This window comes from Inquilinus sp. YAF38 (assembly GCF_052113205.1).
In the GTDB taxonomy this organism is placed as follows: domain Bacteria; phylum Pseudomonadota; class Alphaproteobacteria; order DSM-16000; family Inquilinaceae; genus Inquilinus.
On sequence record NZ_JBFRCU010000039.1, the window covers coordinates 1 to 18,286 of the forward strand.

The 18,286-nt window shown below is 72.2% G+C and carries 15 protein-coding genes and 1 pseudogene; 5 read left to right on the forward strand and 11 right to left on the reverse strand.

The window, feature by feature from the left end; genetic code table 11:
• Together AB4Z01_RS18440 and AB4Z01_RS18445 are read left to right on the forward strand one after the other, a co-directional pair.
• A partial coding sequence (locus tag AB4Z01_RS18440) for a hypothetical protein (protein WP_441696004.1) occupies positions 1-1,693 on the forward strand: 1,693 nt, incomplete at its 5' end.
• Positions 1,693-6,834, forward strand: coding sequence for a VWA domain-containing protein (locus AB4Z01_RS18445; RefSeq protein WP_441696005.1), 5,142 nt, complete (start codon positions 1,693-1,695; stop codon positions 6,832-6,834). The genes AB4Z01_RS18440 and AB4Z01_RS18445, both read left to right, overlap by 1 nt.
• An 89-nt stretch (positions 6,835-6,923) precedes the next feature.
• Here AB4Z01_RS18445 and AB4Z01_RS18450 read toward each other — a convergent pair.
• The 5 genes and pseudogenes from AB4Z01_RS18450 to AB4Z01_RS18470 all read right to left on the reverse strand — a co-directional run.
• Positions 6,924-7,187, reverse strand: a pseudogene (locus AB4Z01_RS18450) (transposase zinc-binding domain-containing protein); the annotation flags it as partial.
• 94 nt (positions 7,188-7,281) lie between these two features.
• Complete coding sequence (fhuF, locus tag AB4Z01_RS18455; protein ID WP_441696006.1) at positions 7,282-8,028, reverse strand: siderophore-iron reductase FhuF; 747 nt, start codon at positions 8,026-8,028, stop codon at positions 7,282-7,284.
• An 86-nt stretch (positions 8,029-8,114) separates the two neighbouring features.
• Positions 8,115-8,402, reverse strand: coding sequence for a DUF1488 family protein (locus AB4Z01_RS18460; RefSeq protein WP_441696007.1), 288 nt, complete (start codon positions 8,400-8,402; stop codon positions 8,115-8,117).
• A 47-nt stretch (positions 8,403-8,449) separates the two neighbouring features.
• Positions 8,450-9,307 (reverse strand): alpha/beta fold hydrolase, encoded by an 858-nt coding sequence (locus AB4Z01_RS18465; RefSeq protein ID WP_441696008.1) that lies wholly within the window; start codon positions 9,305-9,307, stop codon positions 8,450-8,452.
• Positions 9,308-9,462: 155 nt separating this feature from the next.
• Positions 9,463-10,044 carry a TetR/AcrR family transcriptional regulator gene (locus AB4Z01_RS18470; RefSeq protein WP_441696009.1) on the reverse strand — a complete coding sequence of 194 codons (582 nt, stop codon included), beginning with the start codon at positions 10,042-10,044 and terminating at the stop codon, positions 9,463-9,465.
• Between the two features lie 84 nt (positions 10,045-10,128).
• Here AB4Z01_RS18470 and AB4Z01_RS18475 point away from each other — a divergent pair, with 84 nt between their 5' ends.
• Entirely contained in the window at positions 10,129-11,325 is a 1,197-nt protein-coding gene (locus AB4Z01_RS18475) for an acetyl-CoA C-acyltransferase (RefSeq protein ID WP_441696010.1), read from the forward strand.
• Here the strand turns inward: AB4Z01_RS18475 and AB4Z01_RS18480 are convergent.
• The 3 genes from AB4Z01_RS18480 to AB4Z01_RS18490 form a co-directional block, all read right to left on the reverse strand.
• Positions 11,313-11,795, reverse strand: a complete 483-nt coding sequence (locus AB4Z01_RS18480; protein ID WP_441696011.1) for a GNAT family N-acetyltransferase — start codon at positions 11,793-11,795, stop codon at positions 11,313-11,315. The two genes, AB4Z01_RS18475 and AB4Z01_RS18480, sit on opposite strands and share 13 nt — an antisense overlap.
• Positions 11,796-11,800: 5 nt before the next feature.
• Positions 11,801-12,658 (reverse strand): hypothetical protein, encoded by an 858-nt coding sequence (locus AB4Z01_RS18485; RefSeq protein WP_441696012.1) that lies wholly within the window; start codon positions 12,656-12,658, stop codon positions 11,801-11,803.
• Positions 12,659-12,731: 73 nt separating this feature from the next.
• Positions 12,732-13,331 (reverse strand): class I SAM-dependent methyltransferase, encoded by a 600-nt coding sequence (locus AB4Z01_RS18490; RefSeq protein WP_441696013.1) that lies wholly within the window; start codon positions 13,329-13,331, stop codon positions 12,732-12,734.
• Positions 13,332-13,694: 363 nt separating this feature from the next.
• Here AB4Z01_RS18490 and AB4Z01_RS18495 point away from each other — a divergent pair, with 363 nt between their 5' ends.
• Both AB4Z01_RS18495 and AB4Z01_RS18500 read left to right on the forward strand, forming a co-directional pair.
• The gene (locus tag AB4Z01_RS18495; RefSeq protein WP_441696014.1) at positions 13,695-15,008 is read left to right on the forward strand and encodes an MFS transporter; all 1,314 of its coding nucleotides are present in this window, start codon (positions 13,695-13,697) and stop codon (positions 15,006-15,008) included.
• Positions 15,009-15,181: 173 nt separating this feature from the next.
• Positions 15,182-15,604, forward strand: a complete 423-nt coding sequence (locus AB4Z01_RS18500; RefSeq protein ID WP_441696015.1) for a hypothetical protein — start codon at positions 15,182-15,184, stop codon at positions 15,602-15,604.
• Between the two features lie 188 nt (positions 15,605-15,792).
• On the opposite strand, the gene AB4Z01_RS18505 is transcribed toward AB4Z01_RS18500, so the two are convergent.
• From AB4Z01_RS18505 to metC, 3 genes are read right to left on the reverse strand one after another with little or no spacing between them, the layout of a single operon-like run.
• Complete coding sequence (locus AB4Z01_RS18505; protein ID WP_441696016.1) at positions 15,793-16,209, reverse strand: hypothetical protein; 417 nt, start codon at positions 16,207-16,209, stop codon at positions 15,793-15,795.
• Between the two features lie 18 nt (positions 16,210-16,227).
• Positions 16,228-16,626: a phosphoribosyl-AMP cyclohydrolase gene (hisI, locus tag AB4Z01_RS18510; protein ID WP_441696017.1), complete on the reverse strand. Its 399-nt coding sequence runs from the start codon at positions 16,624-16,626 to the stop codon at positions 16,228-16,230.
• On the reverse strand, positions 16,623-17,807 hold the full coding sequence (gene metC / locus AB4Z01_RS18515; RefSeq protein ID WP_441696018.1) for a cystathionine beta-lyase: 1,185 nt from the start codon (positions 17,805-17,807) through the stop codon (positions 16,623-16,625). Before metC ends, hisI begins: the two co-directional genes overlap by 4 nt.
• Positions 17,808-18,286: the final 479 nt, after the last annotated feature.

Sequence of the window (18,286 nt, forward strand, 5' to 3'; positions counted from 1 at the left end):
GGCGGCGACCGCGGGCCTCGCGCCGGCGGCCGACGCCGCGGCCGAGGCGGCGGCGCTGGAGGCGCTGGCCGACCACATCTGGGTCCAGGTGCGCGGCGCGCAGGGCTGGCAGGACCTCGATCCCGAGGCCCAGGTCCTGGGGCCGCTCGCCGCCGCGGAGATCCTGGACCCTGCGGCGCTGCCCGAGGAGCTGCGGCATGCCGTGGTGCTGCGGGTCGTGCTGGAGCTGCAGGACGCTGCCGGGCTGCACGAGGAGCAACTGCTGGAGTGGCAGGGCCACCCGCCCGAGCTGCTGGAGCAGGCCGTCGTGCTGGTGCACCTGCCGCGACGCATGGGCACGATCGAGCAGAGCTTCGGCGCGGCCGACTACCCGGCGCGGCTGGTCGCGGCGCTGGACGGCGAGACCGGCTGGGTCCCGGTGCTGCAGATCGGCCGGGAGCTGGTGAGCGACCGCCTGTTCACCCGCGACGGTGAGATCGCCGCGGCCGACCTCGCCCCCCTTGCCGGCGCGGGCAGCGCGATCGCCGGCCTTTCCGGCAGCCTCGACGCGGCCTTCGGCGGCCCGGAGGCGGCCGCGCCGGCCGAGCCGGCCGAGCCGGCGATCCCCACCGCCGAGTGGCTGGAGATCGAGGTCCGCGCCCCCGGCGCCGCGCCCGTCGTGCAGCGCCGGACGGTGTTCGACCYGCTGGGGCCAGCGGCGCGGCGCGCCGGCACGAAGCTGGCGCCGACGCAGGACCAACTGCGCGACCGCGCGGTGCACCTGCTCGGCCGCACCGAGGTGCTGATCGGCGGTGCCGCGCCCACGCCGCTGCTGCTGGCCCGGCTGACGGCGCAGGACCTGCCTGGGTTCATGGACAGCCTGCGGCGTCTGGCGGCGGCGCGCGATACGGCAGAGCTGGCAGCCGTGCCGCCGGCGCCGCCCTTGCCCTATGCCCTGCTGCGCTTCGCCAGCCAGCGCTTCCCCCGCAACGGCACGACGGCGCTGGCCTCGCCCAACGTCGTGCTGCACCACCTGCGCTACGCCTGGAACCCCGACGGGACCATTACCGAAGGCCTGGAGCTCGACATCGTCGGAAACCAGGTCACCGCCGGCGGCGACTGGTTCCAGCGTCGCCTGGCGCAGGGCGTCTCCGACACGGTGCTGGAGGGGCTGCTCTCGCTGGCTGCCGACGCGGCGCAGAACGCCGCCCGCTTCCACGCCGAGGACCTGGCGGCCGGCAAGTCCTGGACGCCGCTCGACGCCGCCCGCCTGGCGGCCGCGCCGCTGCCGCCCGACCTTGCCGCGCGCCTCGCCGCCGACCTGGAGGCCGGCTACCTCGTGATCGCTCCGGCCGACCTGCCGGCCGCGGCCGCCGCCGACCGCTTGGCCTGGTGGCGCATCGACCCGGCGAGCGGCACGGCGCTCGGCATGCTGAAGACCGGCGGCGGTGCCGAGCTGTTCGAGACGGTCTACACTTACGTGAACATCGCCAGCTGCGCGCTGAGCGGCTACGGCCTGATCTCGGCCGTCATCAACAAACGCATCGCCGACGCGGTGGTCGGCGCGCTGACCACGGGCATCTGCGTTTTCGGCATGGGGCTCGGTGCGGCCAACGCCCGCATCGGGGTGGCCAATCCCACCACCAAATACGTGGGCTACGTCCTCGACGCGATCGGCATGGCGATCGACGCCGGCAGCTACGCCCTCCCCTGATGAGCATCCGCCTTCGCCCGCTGCTCGTCGCCGGCCTGCTGCTCGCGGCTGCGCCGGCCTTGGCCTGCCAGCCGGAGAGCGAGCCTGAGACGGCGGTGCTGCTCGACGCCCGGACGCCGCTCTGTATCGCCGGGGCCGCCACGCCCGAGGACCAGGATCTGGCGCGCCTGACCCTCGGCAGCGCCGCCGGCGGGCTCTGGATCCTGACGGCCGAGGGCCTGCCCGGACAGGGCCTGGCCGCCGCGGTGGTCACCGAGGACGCAAACGGCGCACAGACGCCGCTGTGGCAAGGCAATGGCGCGCCGCTGGCCGCGTCGCCGCCGCTCTTCCTCGCGCCGGGCGACTACCTCCTCGGTGTCGCCGCGGCCGGCCAGCCGCTGGTCTACCGCCTGCGCCTCGAGCCCGGGCCGCCGCTGCCGGCGGCACTGCCGGTCGCGGCGGAGGGCTCGTTCAGCGGGCTGGTGACCGGCCAGGACGCCGAGGCGGTGCTCGATTGGACGCCGGGCCTGGCCGTCCCGGGCCGACTCTGGACCTTTACCGCGCAGCCCCCGCTCGGCAGCAGCGCCAGCCTGACACTGCTCGACGAGAGCGGCACGGCCATCGTGACGAGCGACGACCCCGACGGCGCCGGCGTCGTGCGGCTGCCCGACCTGGCGCTGGCCGACGGCCGCTACCGCCTGTCGCTCGGCAACTTGGCGGCGGGCCGGACCGTGCTGCTGGGCGCCACCGCCGAGGAGCGGCCGCCGAGCTTCGCCGCCGAGCCCGACGGCGCCCCGGCGCTCGCCAAGGCCATGGCGCCGGGCCAGGGCAGCAGCGGCCACCTGTCGGGCGGCRGCCTGTTCGAGGAGTGGGACTATTTCGCGCTCACGATCCCCCCGGAGCAGGGCACCCACCTCATCGATGCCGTGCTGACCGGGCCGGCCGGCGCGCCGCTGACGCTCTCTCTCCGCAACGAGGCCGACGAGGCGCTGGCCGAGCGCACGGGCAGCGGCGAGGTGGCGCTGCGCGGCCTCGCGCTGCCCCCGGGCCGGCATCTCTTCCGCGTCGCCGGCAAGCTGCCGCCCGACGCGACCTACGGGCTGCGGCTGGAGGCGGTCGGCAACCCGCCGGGCGACCAGGAGATCGAGCCGAACGATGCCGCGGCGGCGGCCACCCCGGCGCCGGCGGGCGGCAGCCTGGCGGGCAGCTTCGGCGACGCCGACCTCGACTATGTCGACCTCGGCGTCGAGGGCGGGCTGCAGCTCTGGGACTTCCAGGTCGCCGGCGAAGGCCTTGCCAGGATGACGCTCTATGACGGCGCCGGCAATCGCATCGTCGAGGCGGTGCCGGAAACGGCCACGCCGCTGGTGCGCCTCTCGCGCTTCCTGCTGCCGCCCGGGCATAACCTGGTACGCCTGGAGGGCTCGGGCGGCCGCTGGCTGCTGCGCGCCCGCCCACTCGGGCCGCCGGTCGCGGGGCTGGAGGTCGAACCGAACGATGACGAGACGCGGGCCACGACCCTGGCGCTCGGCCGGACGCAAAGCGGCGCGCTCGACCGGCCGGGCGACGTCGACGTCTACGCCTTCAAGCTCGCTGCCGAGCACCATGTCGTCATCGAGCTGACGGCGCCGCCCGACCTGCCGGTCAAGCTGACACTCGGCTGGGGCGGCGGGCAGAACCGCCTGCTGCAGACCGGCAGCGAGGGCGCGCCGGGCGCGCCGCAGCGGCTGGTCTGGGACGGCCTGCTGCCACCCGGCGATTTCCTGCTCTCGCTCACCGCCCCCACCGGCTTCCACCGCGACACCTACAGCCTGACGGTGCGGACGGCGTCCTTCTTCCTGCGGCCGGCCGACCGCGAGCCGAACGATGCCGCCTGGCAGGCCGGCCCGGCGGAGAACCCTCTGGCCGGCCATCTTCACGACGGCGACAACGACTGGTTCCGCCTGCCGGCGGAGCTGACCGGGCGCACGATCACCGCGCTGGAGGTGCCGTCGGGCGGACTCTCAGTGGCCCTCTACCGCGGCGAGACGCGGCTGGGCGAGGCCTGGCTCTACACGCCGGGCGAGACGGTCAGCGTCCCCGAGGCCGTCGGCGAGGGGCTGCTGCTGCGGGTCTACGGCAGCACGGGCGACTACCGGCTCGCGCTCGACGGACCGCCAGTTGCGGCGGCCGCCGCTCCGCCTCTCGACGCGGCCCTCCTGCTCGACGCCGGTGCCGTCGCCGCTTACGAACCCCGGGGCCAGCGCGTCACCGGCCGGCTCGTGCTGCACAGCCGCGCCGCGACCGATCTCGCCCTGAAGCTGCGGAGCTGGGTCGGCGACGAGCGCTGGCGGCTCGCCGGCCTGCCGGACAGCATCGCGCTGCCGGCCGGCGGGCGCGCCGAGATTCCCGTGACCCTGGAGGTGGCGCCGGATGCCTGGGACGGCCATGCGGTCGATGTCGAGGTGGCGCTCGGTGGCGACCGGCCGGTCGTGGCGCGTGCGGCGCTCGCGGTGCTGCCAGAGGTGTCGGCGGTCGCACCCTTCCGCGCCGCGGCCCTGCCGGGGCCGCTGCCGGGCGGCCTCGACCTGGCCTGGGCGGCGCTGGGCGGCAGCGTCGACCCGGCCTATGCCGGGCTGATCGACGGCATCGTCGACGCCGCCGGCGTGACCCTCTCGCCGGGCAGTGATCCGGTGATCGACCTCGCCGGTGACGCACCGCTGCCGGTGGCGGGCGTCAGCTTCCTGCTGCCGCCCGGCGTCACGCCGGGCAACCGCCTGGCCGAGGCTGCGGTCGAGCTCTCCGCGGACGGCGTCACCTTCGAGCGTGTGCTGCAGGTCCGCCTCTCGCCGCAGCTGCGCGAACAGGCCTTCGCCCTGCCGGTGCCACTGCCGGCCGTGGCCGCGCGCCTGGTGCCGCTCGCTGCCCAGGCCGGGCCGGACGCGGCGGCCATGGCGCTGGCCGAAGTCAAGATCATCGCCGCGCCCGATGCGTCGCTCGGCGACGCGGACTTGATGGCGCGGCCGCTCGGCGGCCATCTGGCCTGGCACCGCGGCTTCGGTCAGCAGATGCTGACCGGCGAGTCCGCCGCCTGGCCGGGCCAGAACCACGTCGCCGTCGCCAACCCGCGCGAGGGCGAGGTGGCCTGGGCGCTGGGCTTCCTGAACGGCCGCGCGGCGCGCATCGACCTGCTCGAGTGGCAGGCCTGGCCCGACCTCGCGCCCGAGGCGCAGATGCGGGCGGTGGAGGTGTCCGCCAGCAGTGCCGGACCGCTCGGGCCGTGGACGCCGCTCGGCCGCTGGGACGTGGGCGTGGCGCCCAGCTTCGTGCTGCCGGAGCCGGTCTGGGCGCGCGCGCTGGCCTTCCGCCTGGTCGAGCCGGCGGACGGCACCGCCACCATGCCGCAGGGCATCGTCGTGCACGAGGCGCCGGGGCCGAGCATCCTTGGCGAGTGGGGCGACATGAGCCGCGACGGCCCCTTCGAAGCCGCCGCACCGCCGCCGGCCGACGAAGCCGAGCCGCCGCCGGTCGGCAAGGCGCCGGCGGAGGCGACGCCGCTGGCGCTCGGCGCCGAGGCCTGGGGCCGCGTCCGCCGCGGCGCCGGCGAGGACTGGTACGCGCTGGAACTGCCGGCCGAGACCCGCTTGCTGCGCGTCCGCTTCCCGGAGGCGCCGGAGGCGGCCCTGACCCTGGTCGATGCTGCCGGCGCCGAGCGCGCGCTGGTGCCCGACCCGCGCCAGCCGCGTGAGCTGGTCGCCGCCGCCGGCCCTGGCCGCTGGCTGCTGCGCGTCGCCCAGCCGCCGCAGTCGATCGTCGTCGCCTGGGACACCAGCATCAGCGTCGCCCCCTTCTTCAAGACCATCGTGCGTCTCGTGCAGCAGCTCGCCTGGGAGCTGCGGCCGGAGCGCGAGGCGGTGAACCTGATGCCTTTCCGCGGCGAGGACAGCCAGCTCCTCCTGCCCGAATGGACGGGCGAGCCCGGCGCCGTCTACGGCGCGCTGCACGCCTACAGCTGGTACGACACCTCCAGCGATGCGGAGACGCCGCTGCTGGTCGCGGCGCAGGCGCTGCAGCAGCGGGTCGGCGCGCGGGCGGTGGTGGTCATCACCGATGCCTCGTTCGACCTCGTCTACCGGAACGAGCCGCTCTGGCAGGCCTTGGATTCGGGCCGCATCCGCGTCTTCGCGCTGCACCTGCCCGCCACGGTCGAGGCCGCCGCGGCGCGGGCGCAGGCCGACCTGCTGCAGGACTGGGCCGGGGCGAATGGCGGCTTCTATGCCCGCTTCGCCTCGCAGGGCGAGAGCGAGACCACCTTCCGCCGGCTGACCGCCTGGCTGGCGCGGCCGGCCGGCTACCGCTTCGTGGCGCTGGCGGACACCACGCCGCCGCCGCCGGGCCGCCTCTCGGTGCAGCTGGAGAAGAGCGCGGCCGGCGCGGCCGGGGCCGCCGCCGCGGGCCTCAGCGTGGAGCTGGTGCTCGACGCCTCGGGCTCCATGCGGAGCCGCATGGGCGGCAAGCTGCGCATCGACGTGGCCAAGGAGGTGCTGGCCGAACTGGGCGGCAGCCTGTTGCCCGAGGGCACGACGGTGGCACTGCGCGCCTTCGGCCACCGCCGCGGGCTCGGCTGCAAGAGCGAGCTGGTGCTGCCGCCCGCACCCCTGGAGCGCACCGGCTTCCTTGCCGCGGTCGCCAAGCTGACCGCCGTCTCCAACGCCAAGACCGCGCTTGCCGAATCGATCCGCAACGCCGGGGCCGATCTGGCGGCGACGGAGGGCAGTCGCGTCATCGTACTGGTGACCGACGGCGACGAGACCTGCAACGGCGATCCGGCCGCCGAGGTGGCCGCGCTGGCCGCGCAGGGCATCGACGTGCGGCTCAACGTCGTCGGCTTCGCCGTTGCCGACGCAGGCCTTCGGCAGAAGCTGGAGGCTTGGGCCACGGCCGGCGGCGGCGCCTATTTCGACGCCGCCGACGAGGCCGCGCTCGCCGCCGCGCTGGAGGGCGCCGTGGGCCGGCCGCTCACGGTCTACGACGCGGCCGGCGCCGAGGTCGCCCGCGGCCTGGTCGGCGGCGCGCCGCTCGAGCTGCCGGCCGGCCGCTATCGCGTGCGCATCGGTGAGGCCGAGTACGAGACTGAGGTGCCGCCGGGCGAGGAGGTCGTGCTGACCGTCGCGCCGGGGTAAATGAAACGCGCGTCCATAGCCCTCTCCTTACAGGGGTCGCTGCAAGGACTGTCCGTAGGTGTGCCCTCAAACTGGACTCGATCGTTCTCAAGCTTTGCAACGCGCTCGGCGAGCCAGGCCCGGGCCGCGGCGTCCTGGCATTTGGGGCAGTGGCGGTTGCGGCAGGGGTTGTAGCTGACCGCCAGGTGCCGGCGGTCGTCGCAGCGCGCGACGTGCCCGCCGAGCACGGCGGTGCGGCGGGCCTCGATGGCCGACATGACCTTGAGCTGGCCGACGCTCAGGTGCCCGGGCGTGGCGGAAGCCTCGCCATGAAGGCGCAGGATGTCGGCCACCTCCAGGGATGGCCGCGGCACGGGACTGCTCAGGCCGGCGGCGGCCTGAGATAGACGAGCGGCTCTTGACCGCACCGAGGGTCTTCAGCGCCACCCGGGTGTAGAGCTCGTATTCTCAGGCGACCTGCCGCGCCGGGGCCTTGCGCAGTCGGGCCCGGAGATGCGGGCAGGTGCCGCATTCGGCGATCTCCGGCAGTCGGTAGCGCAGGCAGCACAGCCGGCGCCAGCGCTTGGCCTCGCCATCCTCCTCGATCGTCTGGATCGGGTCGAACAGCGGGTTCGGCGTGCCGTCCGGCCGCTTGCGGCTGGACAGCAGCCGGCCGGCCTCGACCGCCGGGCCGCCCTGGGCCAGTGGGTGGGTCGCGATCTCGCCCAGGATCCAGTCCAGATAGACCGCGGCGTTGTTCCAGTACAGGCGCGGCGCCACCCGTGTGTGCTGCGCCCAGGCGGCGATGAAGGGATCGAGATGTCCTCCGATCAGCCGGTCGAGCCGGCGAAATACGTCCGGCTTGTCCTCGGCTTCACCGTCATGTGCCATGCGGAAGGCGATCGGCTGGCCCTCCGGCGCCCGGATCACCCCGACTTCCGCCAGGGCGATCGGGAAACGGCGGCCCAGCAGCAGGCTGGCCGCCATCACCGGTGGCAGCAGCCGGGCGAAGTACCATTGCGACCAAAACGAGGCGACGGCGCGCCGGTCGGCCCCGGGATACTGGCCGGCATAGGCGTCCAGCACCCGGTCGATCGCCGCCGGGTCGAGCAGGCTGGGGCCGGGCAGGGCGGGGCGCTCGTCGTCCGGCAGCACCACCGCGTCGCCGCAATGGGCCAGGTCGCCGGTGAAAATCGGCCGCAGGATCTCGATCATCGCCATTGATCAGGAATGCGTGTCATTTGCAACTGGCTATCGCAATCGGACGGCGATCGCAATCGCCGCGATGTCGGGGCTGTCGGTCAGCGGCGGCGGAGGAGGTCGCGCCCGTCCAGCGTCACATTGGCGTCGGGGTCCAGCCGTCGCTCCTCGATCCGCAACTCGGCCGCTCGCTCGATGCCGGCGCGGTGATGGTGATAGATCTCGACCGCCTCGGCCGGCGTCGGGCGGTGCCCGAGCAGCGAGCGCAGCGCCGCCGCCGGCAGGAACACTCGGCCGGCATAGTCGCCGACCTCGACCCCGAACTCGACCGCCTGGCGCGTCTCGTTCCATTCGGCGTCGTCGGGGAAGGTGAAGATCGGGCGGGTCATGGCGCCTTCTACCAGCCCGCGGCGCGGCACGGCAACGGCAGGCAGAGCTACTTCGCGGTCAGGAAATTGATGACATCGCCGTTGAATTCCTTCGGGTTCTGCAGCATGCCGAAATGGCTGACATTCGGCAGGATGTGCAGCTCGGCGCCGGGGATGGTGCGCGCCAGATACTCCGTGTGCTCGCGCTTGATGCCCTCGTCGTATTCGCCGTCGGCGATCGCGGTGCGCACCTTGATGCCGCGCAGCTGGTCGGCGGTGAAGTCGGGCTGAGTGGCCCACATCTGCGAGATCTGCTGCAGGAAGCCGTCATACTGGTCCGGCGTCTTGGACAGCTTCTGGTATTCGGCGCCGGCGCGCTCGATGAAAGCGGCGAAGGTCGGATTCTTGTCGAAATCCGGCTTGAGCCCCGTCAGGTCGGAATTCGCGCCATAGGCGTAGACGCGGTTCAGCCGCTCCGGATGGTGGATGCTGATGTCGAGGCCGATGATGCCGCCGTCGCTCCAGCCGACCAGATCGGCCTTCGGGATCTTCAGATGGTCCAGCAGCGCCAGCACGTCGGACGACATCAGGTCGTAGCTGTAGGGCTGGGCCGAGCGGGTGCTGCGGCCATGGCCGCGGCTGTCGGCCACGATCACCTGGAAGTGGTGTGCCACCAGGTCGGGGATCAGATAGTTCCAGTAGTCGGAGTTCGACAGCCCGCCATGCAGCAGGATCACCGGCTGCCCCTTGCCGTAGACGGCGTAGTACATCTGGATGTCGTTGACCGGGGCCATGCCGCTGCTGTCGGCCTTCGGCGCCGGGCCCAGGGCCGGCAGGGTCTGCCATACCTCGGCGGCCTGCACCTGGGTGGTGGCCGCCGGCACCAGCAGGGCCGGGACTGCCAAGCCGAGGCCGACGGCGACCACCGCGCACCGCAGAACGCTTCCTATAGATCGGCGCATGTCCATTCCTCTGACGCTGGTGTGAATTCGCGGATATTCCAGCGAGAGGATGATGCTAGCACCGGACCTCGGCGCAGGGCGATGTCCGCAAGGTTGCCGTTGCAATCTGGGCGAGGCCGTCAGCCGGCCTTCGGCGCCAAGGCCTGGATCGCCTGCATCCCGCTTTCGAGGAAACGGTCCGACAGGGCTTCGTCGGCGGCGCCGCGGGCCAGGATCAGGGCGCCGACCATCGCGGCCACTGCCTGCGCCGCCGCCGCCCGGTCGCCGCCATCGGCCTCGATCGCCTCCTCGGCCAACGCCAGGAGACCGTTCAGCCCTTGCGTGTACTCGGCCCGGGTCGCGGCCGGATGGCGCGCGATCTCCGGCCCGATCGCAGCGGCGACGCAGCCCTGGCCCGGATGGTCGCGATGGGCCGGCGACAGATAGGTCTCGGCCAGCGCCGCCAGCTTCTCGCCGGGCGGCCGGCTTTCGACGAGCCGTCGCAGGCGGGCCTGGCTCTCGCCGAAGCCCTCGGCGCAGGCGGCGGCCACCAGCGCCTCCTTCGATGGGAAATGGGCGTAAAAGCCGCCATGGGTCAGCCCCGCATCGGCCATCAGCGCGGCGACGCCCACCGCCTCCACCCCATCCTCGCGGAATCGTCTGGCGGCGGTGCGGATGATCCGCTCCCGGGTCTCCTGCTTATGATCCTTGCTGTAGCGCATGCCGGCCTCCGGTCTCCCCGCATTGCCTTCTTAAATGATGCTTATCATATTGTGAGCATCATCTCACTGTCCAAGGGGCTGTCCATGTCCGCCGAAGATCCCGTCGTGATCGTCGGGTCCGCCCGCACGCCGCTCGGCCGCTTCCGCGGCGTGCTGGTGCCGCTGGCCGCGCCGCAGCTCGGTGCCGCCGCGATCGCCGCCGCCTTGGCCCGGGCCGGCGTCGCGCCGGCGCAGGTCGACGAGGCCCTGGTCGGCTGCGTGCTGCCGGCGGGGCAGGGTCAGGCCCCGGCGCGCCAAGCGGCCCGCGCCGCCGGCCTGCCCGATTCGGTCGGGGCCACGACCGTGAACAAGGTCTGCGGTTCCGGCATGAAGGCGACGATGCTGGGCCGCGACCTGATCGCCGCTGGCTCCGCCGACATCGTCGTCGCCGGCGGCATGGAGAGCATGTCGAACGCGCCCTGGCTGCTGCCGGGGGTGCGCGACGGGCTGCGCTTCGGCCATGGCCGGATCTTCGACCATGCGGCGCTGGACGGGCTCGAGGACGCCTATGACAAGGGCCGGGCGATGGGCGATTTCGGCGAGGCCACGGCCGCCCGCTACGGCTTCAGCCGCGACGACCAGGATTCCTATGCCATGACCTCGCTGCGCCGGGCCCAGGCGGCGATCGCGGAGGGCGCCTTCGTCGCCGAGATCGTGCCAGTCTCGGTGCCGGGCAAAGGTGGCGCGGTCGAGATTGCGGTCGACGAGAACCCGCAGGCGCTGTCGGCCGACAAGATCCCGAAGCTGAAGCCGGCCTTCCGCCCGGACGGCACCATCACCGCCGCCAGCTCCAGCGCCAATGCCGACGGCGCCGCAGCGCTGGTCCTGGCCCGCCGGTCGGTCGCCGACCGTCTGGGCCTGCCGGGGCTGGCGACAATCCGCGCTCATGCTACCCATTCCCAAGCACCGGAATGGTTCACCACCGCGCCGATCGGGGCGATCCGCACGCTGCTCGACCGGGTCGGCTGGCGGGCCGGCGAGGTCGACCTGTTTGAGATCAACGAGGCCTTCGCCTGCGTGGTGATGGCGGCGATGCGCGACCTCGACCTGCCGCATGACAAGGTCAACATCCATGGCGGCGCCTGCGCCCTCGGCCATCCGATCGGCGCCACCGGCGCCCGGCTGACCGTTACGCTGCTGGCGGCGATGCAGCGCCACGGCCTGCGCCGCGGCATCGCCGCGCTGTGCATCGGCGGCGGCGAGGCGACGGCGATCGCGATCGAGAGACCTCAGCCGGCGTAACGGATGGCGCCGAGCCCGTCCGGCCCGATGCGGCGCAGGCCGATCTTCTCGGCCACCCGCATCGAGGCTGCGTTGTCGGGATGGATGTCGGCGACCACTGTGACGCCCAACGCGTCGCGGGCATGGGCCAGCACCGGCGCCGCGGCCTCGGTGGCGTAGCCATGGCCCCAGCTCGCTCGGGTGAAGCGCCAGCCGATCTCGATCTCGGTGCCGTCGAGCGGAATCAGCAGCACCCAGCCGAGGAACGTCGCCTCCGGCGCCCGGGTCCGCACGGTCCAATAGCCCAGCCCGGCTGGATAGGCGGCGGTGATCCGCGCCTCGACGAAGGCGCGATGCGCCGCCGGGTCGGCCCAGGGCCCGTCGACATAGCGCACCACCTCCGGATCGCGGTCCATGGCCAGGCAGTCCGGCAGGTCGGCCATGGTCCGCGGCCGCAGCACCAGCCGCGGCGTCTCGAAGGACGGCAGCACCGCTTCTACCGCGGCAGCGCCTTGGTCTGGCCCGGCGCGATGCCGCCCAGCTGGGTCAGCAGCGCCGGATAGCTCGGGTCGGTCGGCAGCACGATGCGGTGCGATGCCCCGGCCCGAGCCGCGCTGACCGGGCCGAAGCTCAGCACGATCGCGGCGTCCGGGCGCATCGTCGCCGTGTCGCCGCCCTGGGCGGGCATCGGCGGCGGCAATGGGCGCGCGAAGGCGGGGGCAGGCGCCGGAGTGTAGACGGTGCCCGGCGGGACTGAGTCCACGATCACCGGCGCCGCGCCCTGGATCACCAGCGGGCGGGACGGCGCCACCGGGTTCGCCGGCAGCGGAAGTATCGGCTGTGGCACCGGGAACGGGGGCGCCACCCGGGGTGCGGTGAACGGCGACTCTGCCTGCGGCGTCACCGGCGTGGTCGGGGCAATCAGCACCTGCCGCGGCCGTGGCGGCGGCAGAAACTGCGGCTGCGGCCGAAACTGCGGCTGCGGCCGAAACTGCAGCGAGGGCGGCACCAGGCTCGGCGCCGCGGGACCGTTCGGCAGCGCCACCGGGGTCGCCAGCGGCCGCAGCGCACCTGGCCCGTCAGGCTGCAGGCCGCCCGGGCCGCCGACCAGCCGGGCATCGAAAAACGACGGCGCGGCCGCGCCGCAGGGGACGAACAGGTCGACCGGCGTGCCGATCGCCAGCCGGCCGGGACTGTCGGGATAGGTCCCGATCACGCCGGTGCCGACCCGGCACGACCCGCCGCCCGCAAGGGTGGTGGCGTTGACCTGGAGCTGGACATGATAGGCGGGAATCTGCGCCTGCGCCGGCAGCGCGAGCCCGAATGCAGCGACCAGAAGAAGCGAAGGTTTCATCGTCGCACATCCTCCGAAGCCAAGCGGCCACTATGCCCTGTCCGGCGGGGCGGCGGAAGCGGAGCGAGGCTGGTCAGCCGGCGCTGCGCTGCCGATAGGCCCAGACCGAGGCCGGCGGGATGTTGGCCGGGACGAAGCCGACGCGGCGTCCAGCGAGGCCCAGCTTGTCGCGGGGCAGCGGCGAGGAGAGGGCGTAGGTGTAGAGCACGACCTGCCGCCCCTTCGGCATCACCGAATAGGCCGAATCGAGGATCGCCTTCTGCTCCTCCAGCGTCAGCAGCAGCATCGGGATGCCGCACACCGTGGTGCCGACCTTGCCGACCACCTCGGGCGGCAGGATCTCGGCCAGGCGCCGGGCGTCGCCCTCGATCACATGGATGCCCGGGAAGATGTCGCGCAGATGCTGGGCCATCTCCGGGTTGATCTCCAGCACATACAGACGATCGGCCGGAACGCCGCGCTCCAGGATGCCGCGGGTGATCGCCCCGGTGCCGCCGCCCAGCTCGATCACATATTCGTCGGGCGCGCGCACGATCTCCTGGGTCAGCCGGCGCTTCAGGGCGGGCGAGGACGGCGCCACCGATCCCACCTCGCGGGGGTTGGCGAGCCAGCGGCGGAAGAACAGCCAGGGGTTCATGTCTGGCCGGTCCTGGCCGGCTTTACGGTCGGTCATCGAGCAACGGGTCCTTGCGACGTCGAACGGATGGAGGCGTCGGATCCTCCGGGCGACGAACGCTTGATGCTCCGTTCCGCCGCCGATCGCAAGATCATCGCAGGGGATTCTGGTAAGGATCGTCGCGGCTGCGTGTTGCAGCGGTAGCCGTTTTCGCGGTGCCTGACATCGTGCCGTAGCGGGCCTCGCGCATGCCGGCACGCTGGATCGGGTGCGGATCCCCGACCGACGGACGGTGACAGCCCCCGTCACGCGCTGCAGTCATGCCGTGGCCGCCGGGCAGGTTGCTGTTGACGGCGCCCGCGCTGGGGACAGATATGGAACCCCGCTCAGCAGCCTGCGCAACAGTCGGTATCCTCCTTCATGACGGACACAACTTTCGGCTCGGCCACGCCGGCCGCCGCCAATTCCACCGGCCGGATCGTGATGGCCAGCCTGGTCGGCACCGCCATCGAGTTCTACGACTTCTACATCTACGGCACGGCCGCGGCCCTGGTGTTCGGGCCGGTGTTCTTCCCGCAGGAATCGGAGGCGGCACAGCTGCTGGCTGCCTTCGCCACCTTCGCCATCGCCTTCGTCGCCCGGCCGGTCGGGTCGGCCCTGCTCGGCCATTTCGGCGACCGGGTCGGCCGCAAGGCGACGCTGGTGGCGTCGTTGTTGCTGATGGGCGTCTCGACCATGCTGATCGGCGTGCTGCCCGGCTATGCTTCGATCGGCTGGCTGGCGCCGGCGCTGCTGTGCCTGATGCGCTTCGGCCAGGGCCTCGGCCTCGGCGGCGAATGGGGCGGTGCGGCCCTGCTGGCGGTGGAGAACGCCCCGGCCGGCAAGCGCGGCTGGTTCGGCATGTTCCCGCAGCTCGGCGCCCCGATCGGCTTCCTCGCCGCCAATGGCCTGTTCCTGCTGCTGGCGCTGGGGCTGGATGACGACCAGTTCCGGGCCTGGGGCTGGCGCGTGCCGTTCCTGCTCAGCGCGGTGCTGGTGGCGGTCGGCCTCTATGTCCGGCTGAAGCTGGTCGAGACGCCGGTGTTCCGCGAGGCGATGAAGCGGCAGGAGCGGGTGCGCGTGCCGATCGGCGAGGTGCTGACCCGCTATACCCGGGTCACCATCCTCGGCACGCTGGCGATGGTGTCCTGCTACGCCCTGTTCTACATCACCACGGTGTTCTCGCTCGGCTACGGCACCAAGGCGCTCGGCTATTCGCGCCAGACCTTCCTCGGGCTGGAATGCTTCGCCATCATCTTCCTCGGCCTCGGCATCCCGCTCTCCTCCTGGCTCAGCGACCGCATCGGGCGGCGCCCGGTGCTGATCGCCGGCGGCATCCTGACGGCGCTGTTCGGCTTTGCCCTGGCGCCGCTGCTGGGCAGCGGCTCGATGCTGCTGGTCACCCTGTTCCTCTGCCTCGGGCTGTTCCTGATGGGGCTGATCTTCGGCCCGATGGGCGCCTTCCTGCCGGAGCTGTTCCCGACCAGGGTGCGCTACACCGGGGCGTCGCTGACCTACAATCTGGCCGGGATTCTCGGCGCGTCGCTGGCGCCCTACATCGCCCAGACCCTGGTCGATCGGGGCGGGCTCGGCTGGGTCGGCGGCTATATCAGCATCGCCGCGGTGATCAGCCTGGTCGCGGTTTGGCTGATCCGCGAGACCCATGACCGTGACCTGACGAGGGTGGACCGCTGACAGGTGCGAGAGACTCGCCCCCGCCTCTTGGCGCGAATATCACAAAACTGTAATCTTCGCCTTAAACCCTCGGTTGCCCGGGCGTCGCATTTCGGCGTGCGCGGTCGGCCGGGGGCGGGACGGGGGATTGCGGGTTGCGGTATCGGGATCGCCTGTGGCGAGAGGTCTGGCGAGTGCTGCGGAACCATCGCCGGCAGGGCGCGTGGCGGGGCCGCAATGTGCTGCGGCGCCTGCTGGCGAAGCGGTTCGGCGCGCTGCCGCCGGGTGATGGTCGCTGGACGATTTCCCGCGAGATGTGGTCGACCGAGGCGCTGGCGCGGCACGGCAACGGGCGCCACGACCGGACCGAGCCCTGGGGGCTGCAAGGACCGGTGCTGATGGCCCGCCGGTCCGGCGAATTCTGGGTGATCGACGGATCGAACCGCATCAACCACTGGGCCGCGGCCGGCGACACCAGCCGGCACGAGGTGCTGGTGATCGACCTCGACCGCCTGGTCGAGCCGCGTGGCTTCGGCCCGGCATGGTGGACGATCGGCCGGGCCGCCGGCGTCGCCTTGCCCTGGCTGCTCGTCGCCGCGGATTCACCGCTGCTCTGAGCCCGGTGCGCCATCGCAATGTCGGGAGCCGGGGCGCTGGATGGCCACGCCCCTGCGGGGCTCGCCATGACGATTTTTGAGAGCGGCGCCGGTTCCAACACCGTCATGGCGAGCGAAGCGTGTCCATCCGGTCGCGCCGCCGGAGCAAGCCCGACCGTCCTGGACGGCGTTGCCGAGAGCTGCTTGCGCTAGAAGAACGCGGCGAGGAACGCCGCCGTCTCGTCCGAGAGGCCGACGATCTTGTCAGTGGCCTGGCGGTAGAACTTGAAATTGAGCTCGGTCTCGGGCCGGCCGTCGGTCCAGTCGGTGAAGGGCTCGAGCTCGAGCTCGCGCCGCCCCAGCGGCCGTTTGGCGAGCGCGGCGCGCCGGATGGTGACGCTCACGCGGGGCGTCTGCCGGGCGAGGCCGGGCACCTTCGCGATCGCTTCGGCGGCGGTGACGACACCGCGAGCGACCAAGCCGCGCCCGCCATGGGTCTCGCTGGCGAACAGGAACACGGTGTCGCCCGCGGCGATGTGCTTGCCGCCATACATCGTCTTCTGCGCAGTGAAGACGAAGGTCTCCGCCTGTGGATCGCGGATCTCGGTCTTGATCGCGTAGTCCATGCGTCGCCGGACCCCCGATCACTCGTGCCGGTGGCCGTACAGCGCCTCCGGGTCCTGCAGCACCGGCAGGTCGGTGTGCCAGGCGCCGTCGCGCGCGACCCGGAAGAAGCAGCTGCGCCGGCCGGTGTGGCACGCGACGCCGGTCTGGTCGATCCGCAGCAGCACCGCATCGCCGTCGCAGTCCAGCCGCAGCTCGACCAGGTGCTGCACCTGGCCGGAGGTGTCGCCCTTGCGCCACAGCGCCTGCCGCGAGCGCGACCAGTAGCAGACCCGGCCGGTGGCCAGCGTCTCCGCCAGCGCGTCGCGGTTCATCCAGGCCAGCATCAGGATTTCGCCGCTGTCGTGCTGCTGGGCGATGGCGGGGACCAGCCCGTCGGCGTCGAAGCGGACCTCGCCGAGCAGCGTTTCCGCGCTCATGTCGCCGCCCGCAGCCGGTCGAGGCCGGCCTCCAGATCGGCAATCAGGTCGGCCGGGTCCTCCAGCCCGACATGCAGGCGGACGCCGGGACCCTCGGCCTGCCAGGTGGTGGCGGTGCGGATCTTCTCCGGATGGGTCGGCAGGATCAGGCTCTCATAGCCGCCCCAGCTGGCGCCCATCTGGAACAGCTCCATGCCGTCCAGCATCGCCGCCACCTGGGTGCCTGAAGCCGGCTGCAGCACGATCGCGAACAGGCCGGAGGCGCCGGTGAAGTCGCGCCGCCACAGCGTATGGCCGGGGTCCTGCGGCAGAGCCGGGTACAGCACGCGCGACACCTCGGGCCGGGCCTGCAGCCAGCGTGCGATCTCCAGCGCGTTCTCCTGGTGCTGGCGCAGCCGCACCCCCATGGTGCGCAGGCCGCGCTGGGCGAGGTACAGGTCGTCCGGCCCAGCGCAGTGGCCAGAGGTCACGGCGAAGTTCTTGAGCGTCTGCCAGACCCGCTTCTCGCGGGCGCCGACGATGCCCATCATCGCGTCGGAATGGCCGACCATGTATTTGGTGGCGGCATGGACGGTGACGTCGACGCCATGGCCGAAAGCGTCGAAGCCGAGCGGCGTGGCCCAGGTGTTGTCGAGCGCGGTCAGGATGCCGCGGGCCCGGGCGGCGGCCGCGATCGCCGGCACGTCCTGCACCTCGAAGGTCAGCGAGCCCGGGGATTCGAGATAGACCAGCCGAGTGTTGCCGCGGAACAGCGCCTCAATGCCGGCGCCGATCAGCGGGTCGTAGTATTCGACCTCCACGCCGAAGCGGCTCAGCACCGCATCGGCATAGCGCCGGGTCGGGCCGTAGGCGCTGTCGGTGACCAGCACATGGTCGCCGGCCTTGACGAAGGCGGTCAGCGCGACATTGACCGCGGCGAGGCCGGAGGAGACGGCGATGGCGCCGTAGCCGCCCTCCAGCGCCGTGACCGCATCCTCGAAGGCTTCGCTGGTCGGCGTGCCGACGCGGCCATAGCTGTAGACGCCGTGCTCGAAGCCGGCATGCGCCTCGTCCATCGCCGCCACCGTCGGCCACAGCACGGTCGAGCTGTGATAGACGGGCGGGTTGACCATGCCGTGATTCTCGCGGGGGTGGCGGCCGGCATGGGCGAGGATGGTGGCGGGGCGGCGGGACTTGGACATGGCGGTCGCTGTCTTCGATGTCGGTTTTGTCAGCCATCGTAACTGACAGGGCCGACATCTTTCGACCAGCCGGCCGGGCCGGTCAAACCCGATCGGCGCAGGGCCGGCCCTCGCGCCTATGTCAGCGGCCTTCGAGATCGACTCTTCGGCTCTCTTCGTCATGGTGAGGAGGCGAAGCCGACGTGGCCATCCAGGAGGCCGCTGCCTCTGGATGTCAAACTGTCATGCCTGGGCTTGACCCAAGGCTGTCCGGCTAAGCTTTTTGGGTTGCAGATCTAAGCGCTGAACTAAACTTTTATTGTCATTGCCGGGCTTGGCTCGGCAATCCAGGGGCCGCGGAGAGCGGCTCTGAAAGCCCCTGGATCCTCGGGTCAAGCCCGAGGATGACAATTAAATAGAATATTTACCTGAGATAAACACGCTTTAGTTGCGATTTTTTCTCAACCGGACATTCGCGGGTCAAGCCCGGCAATGACAAT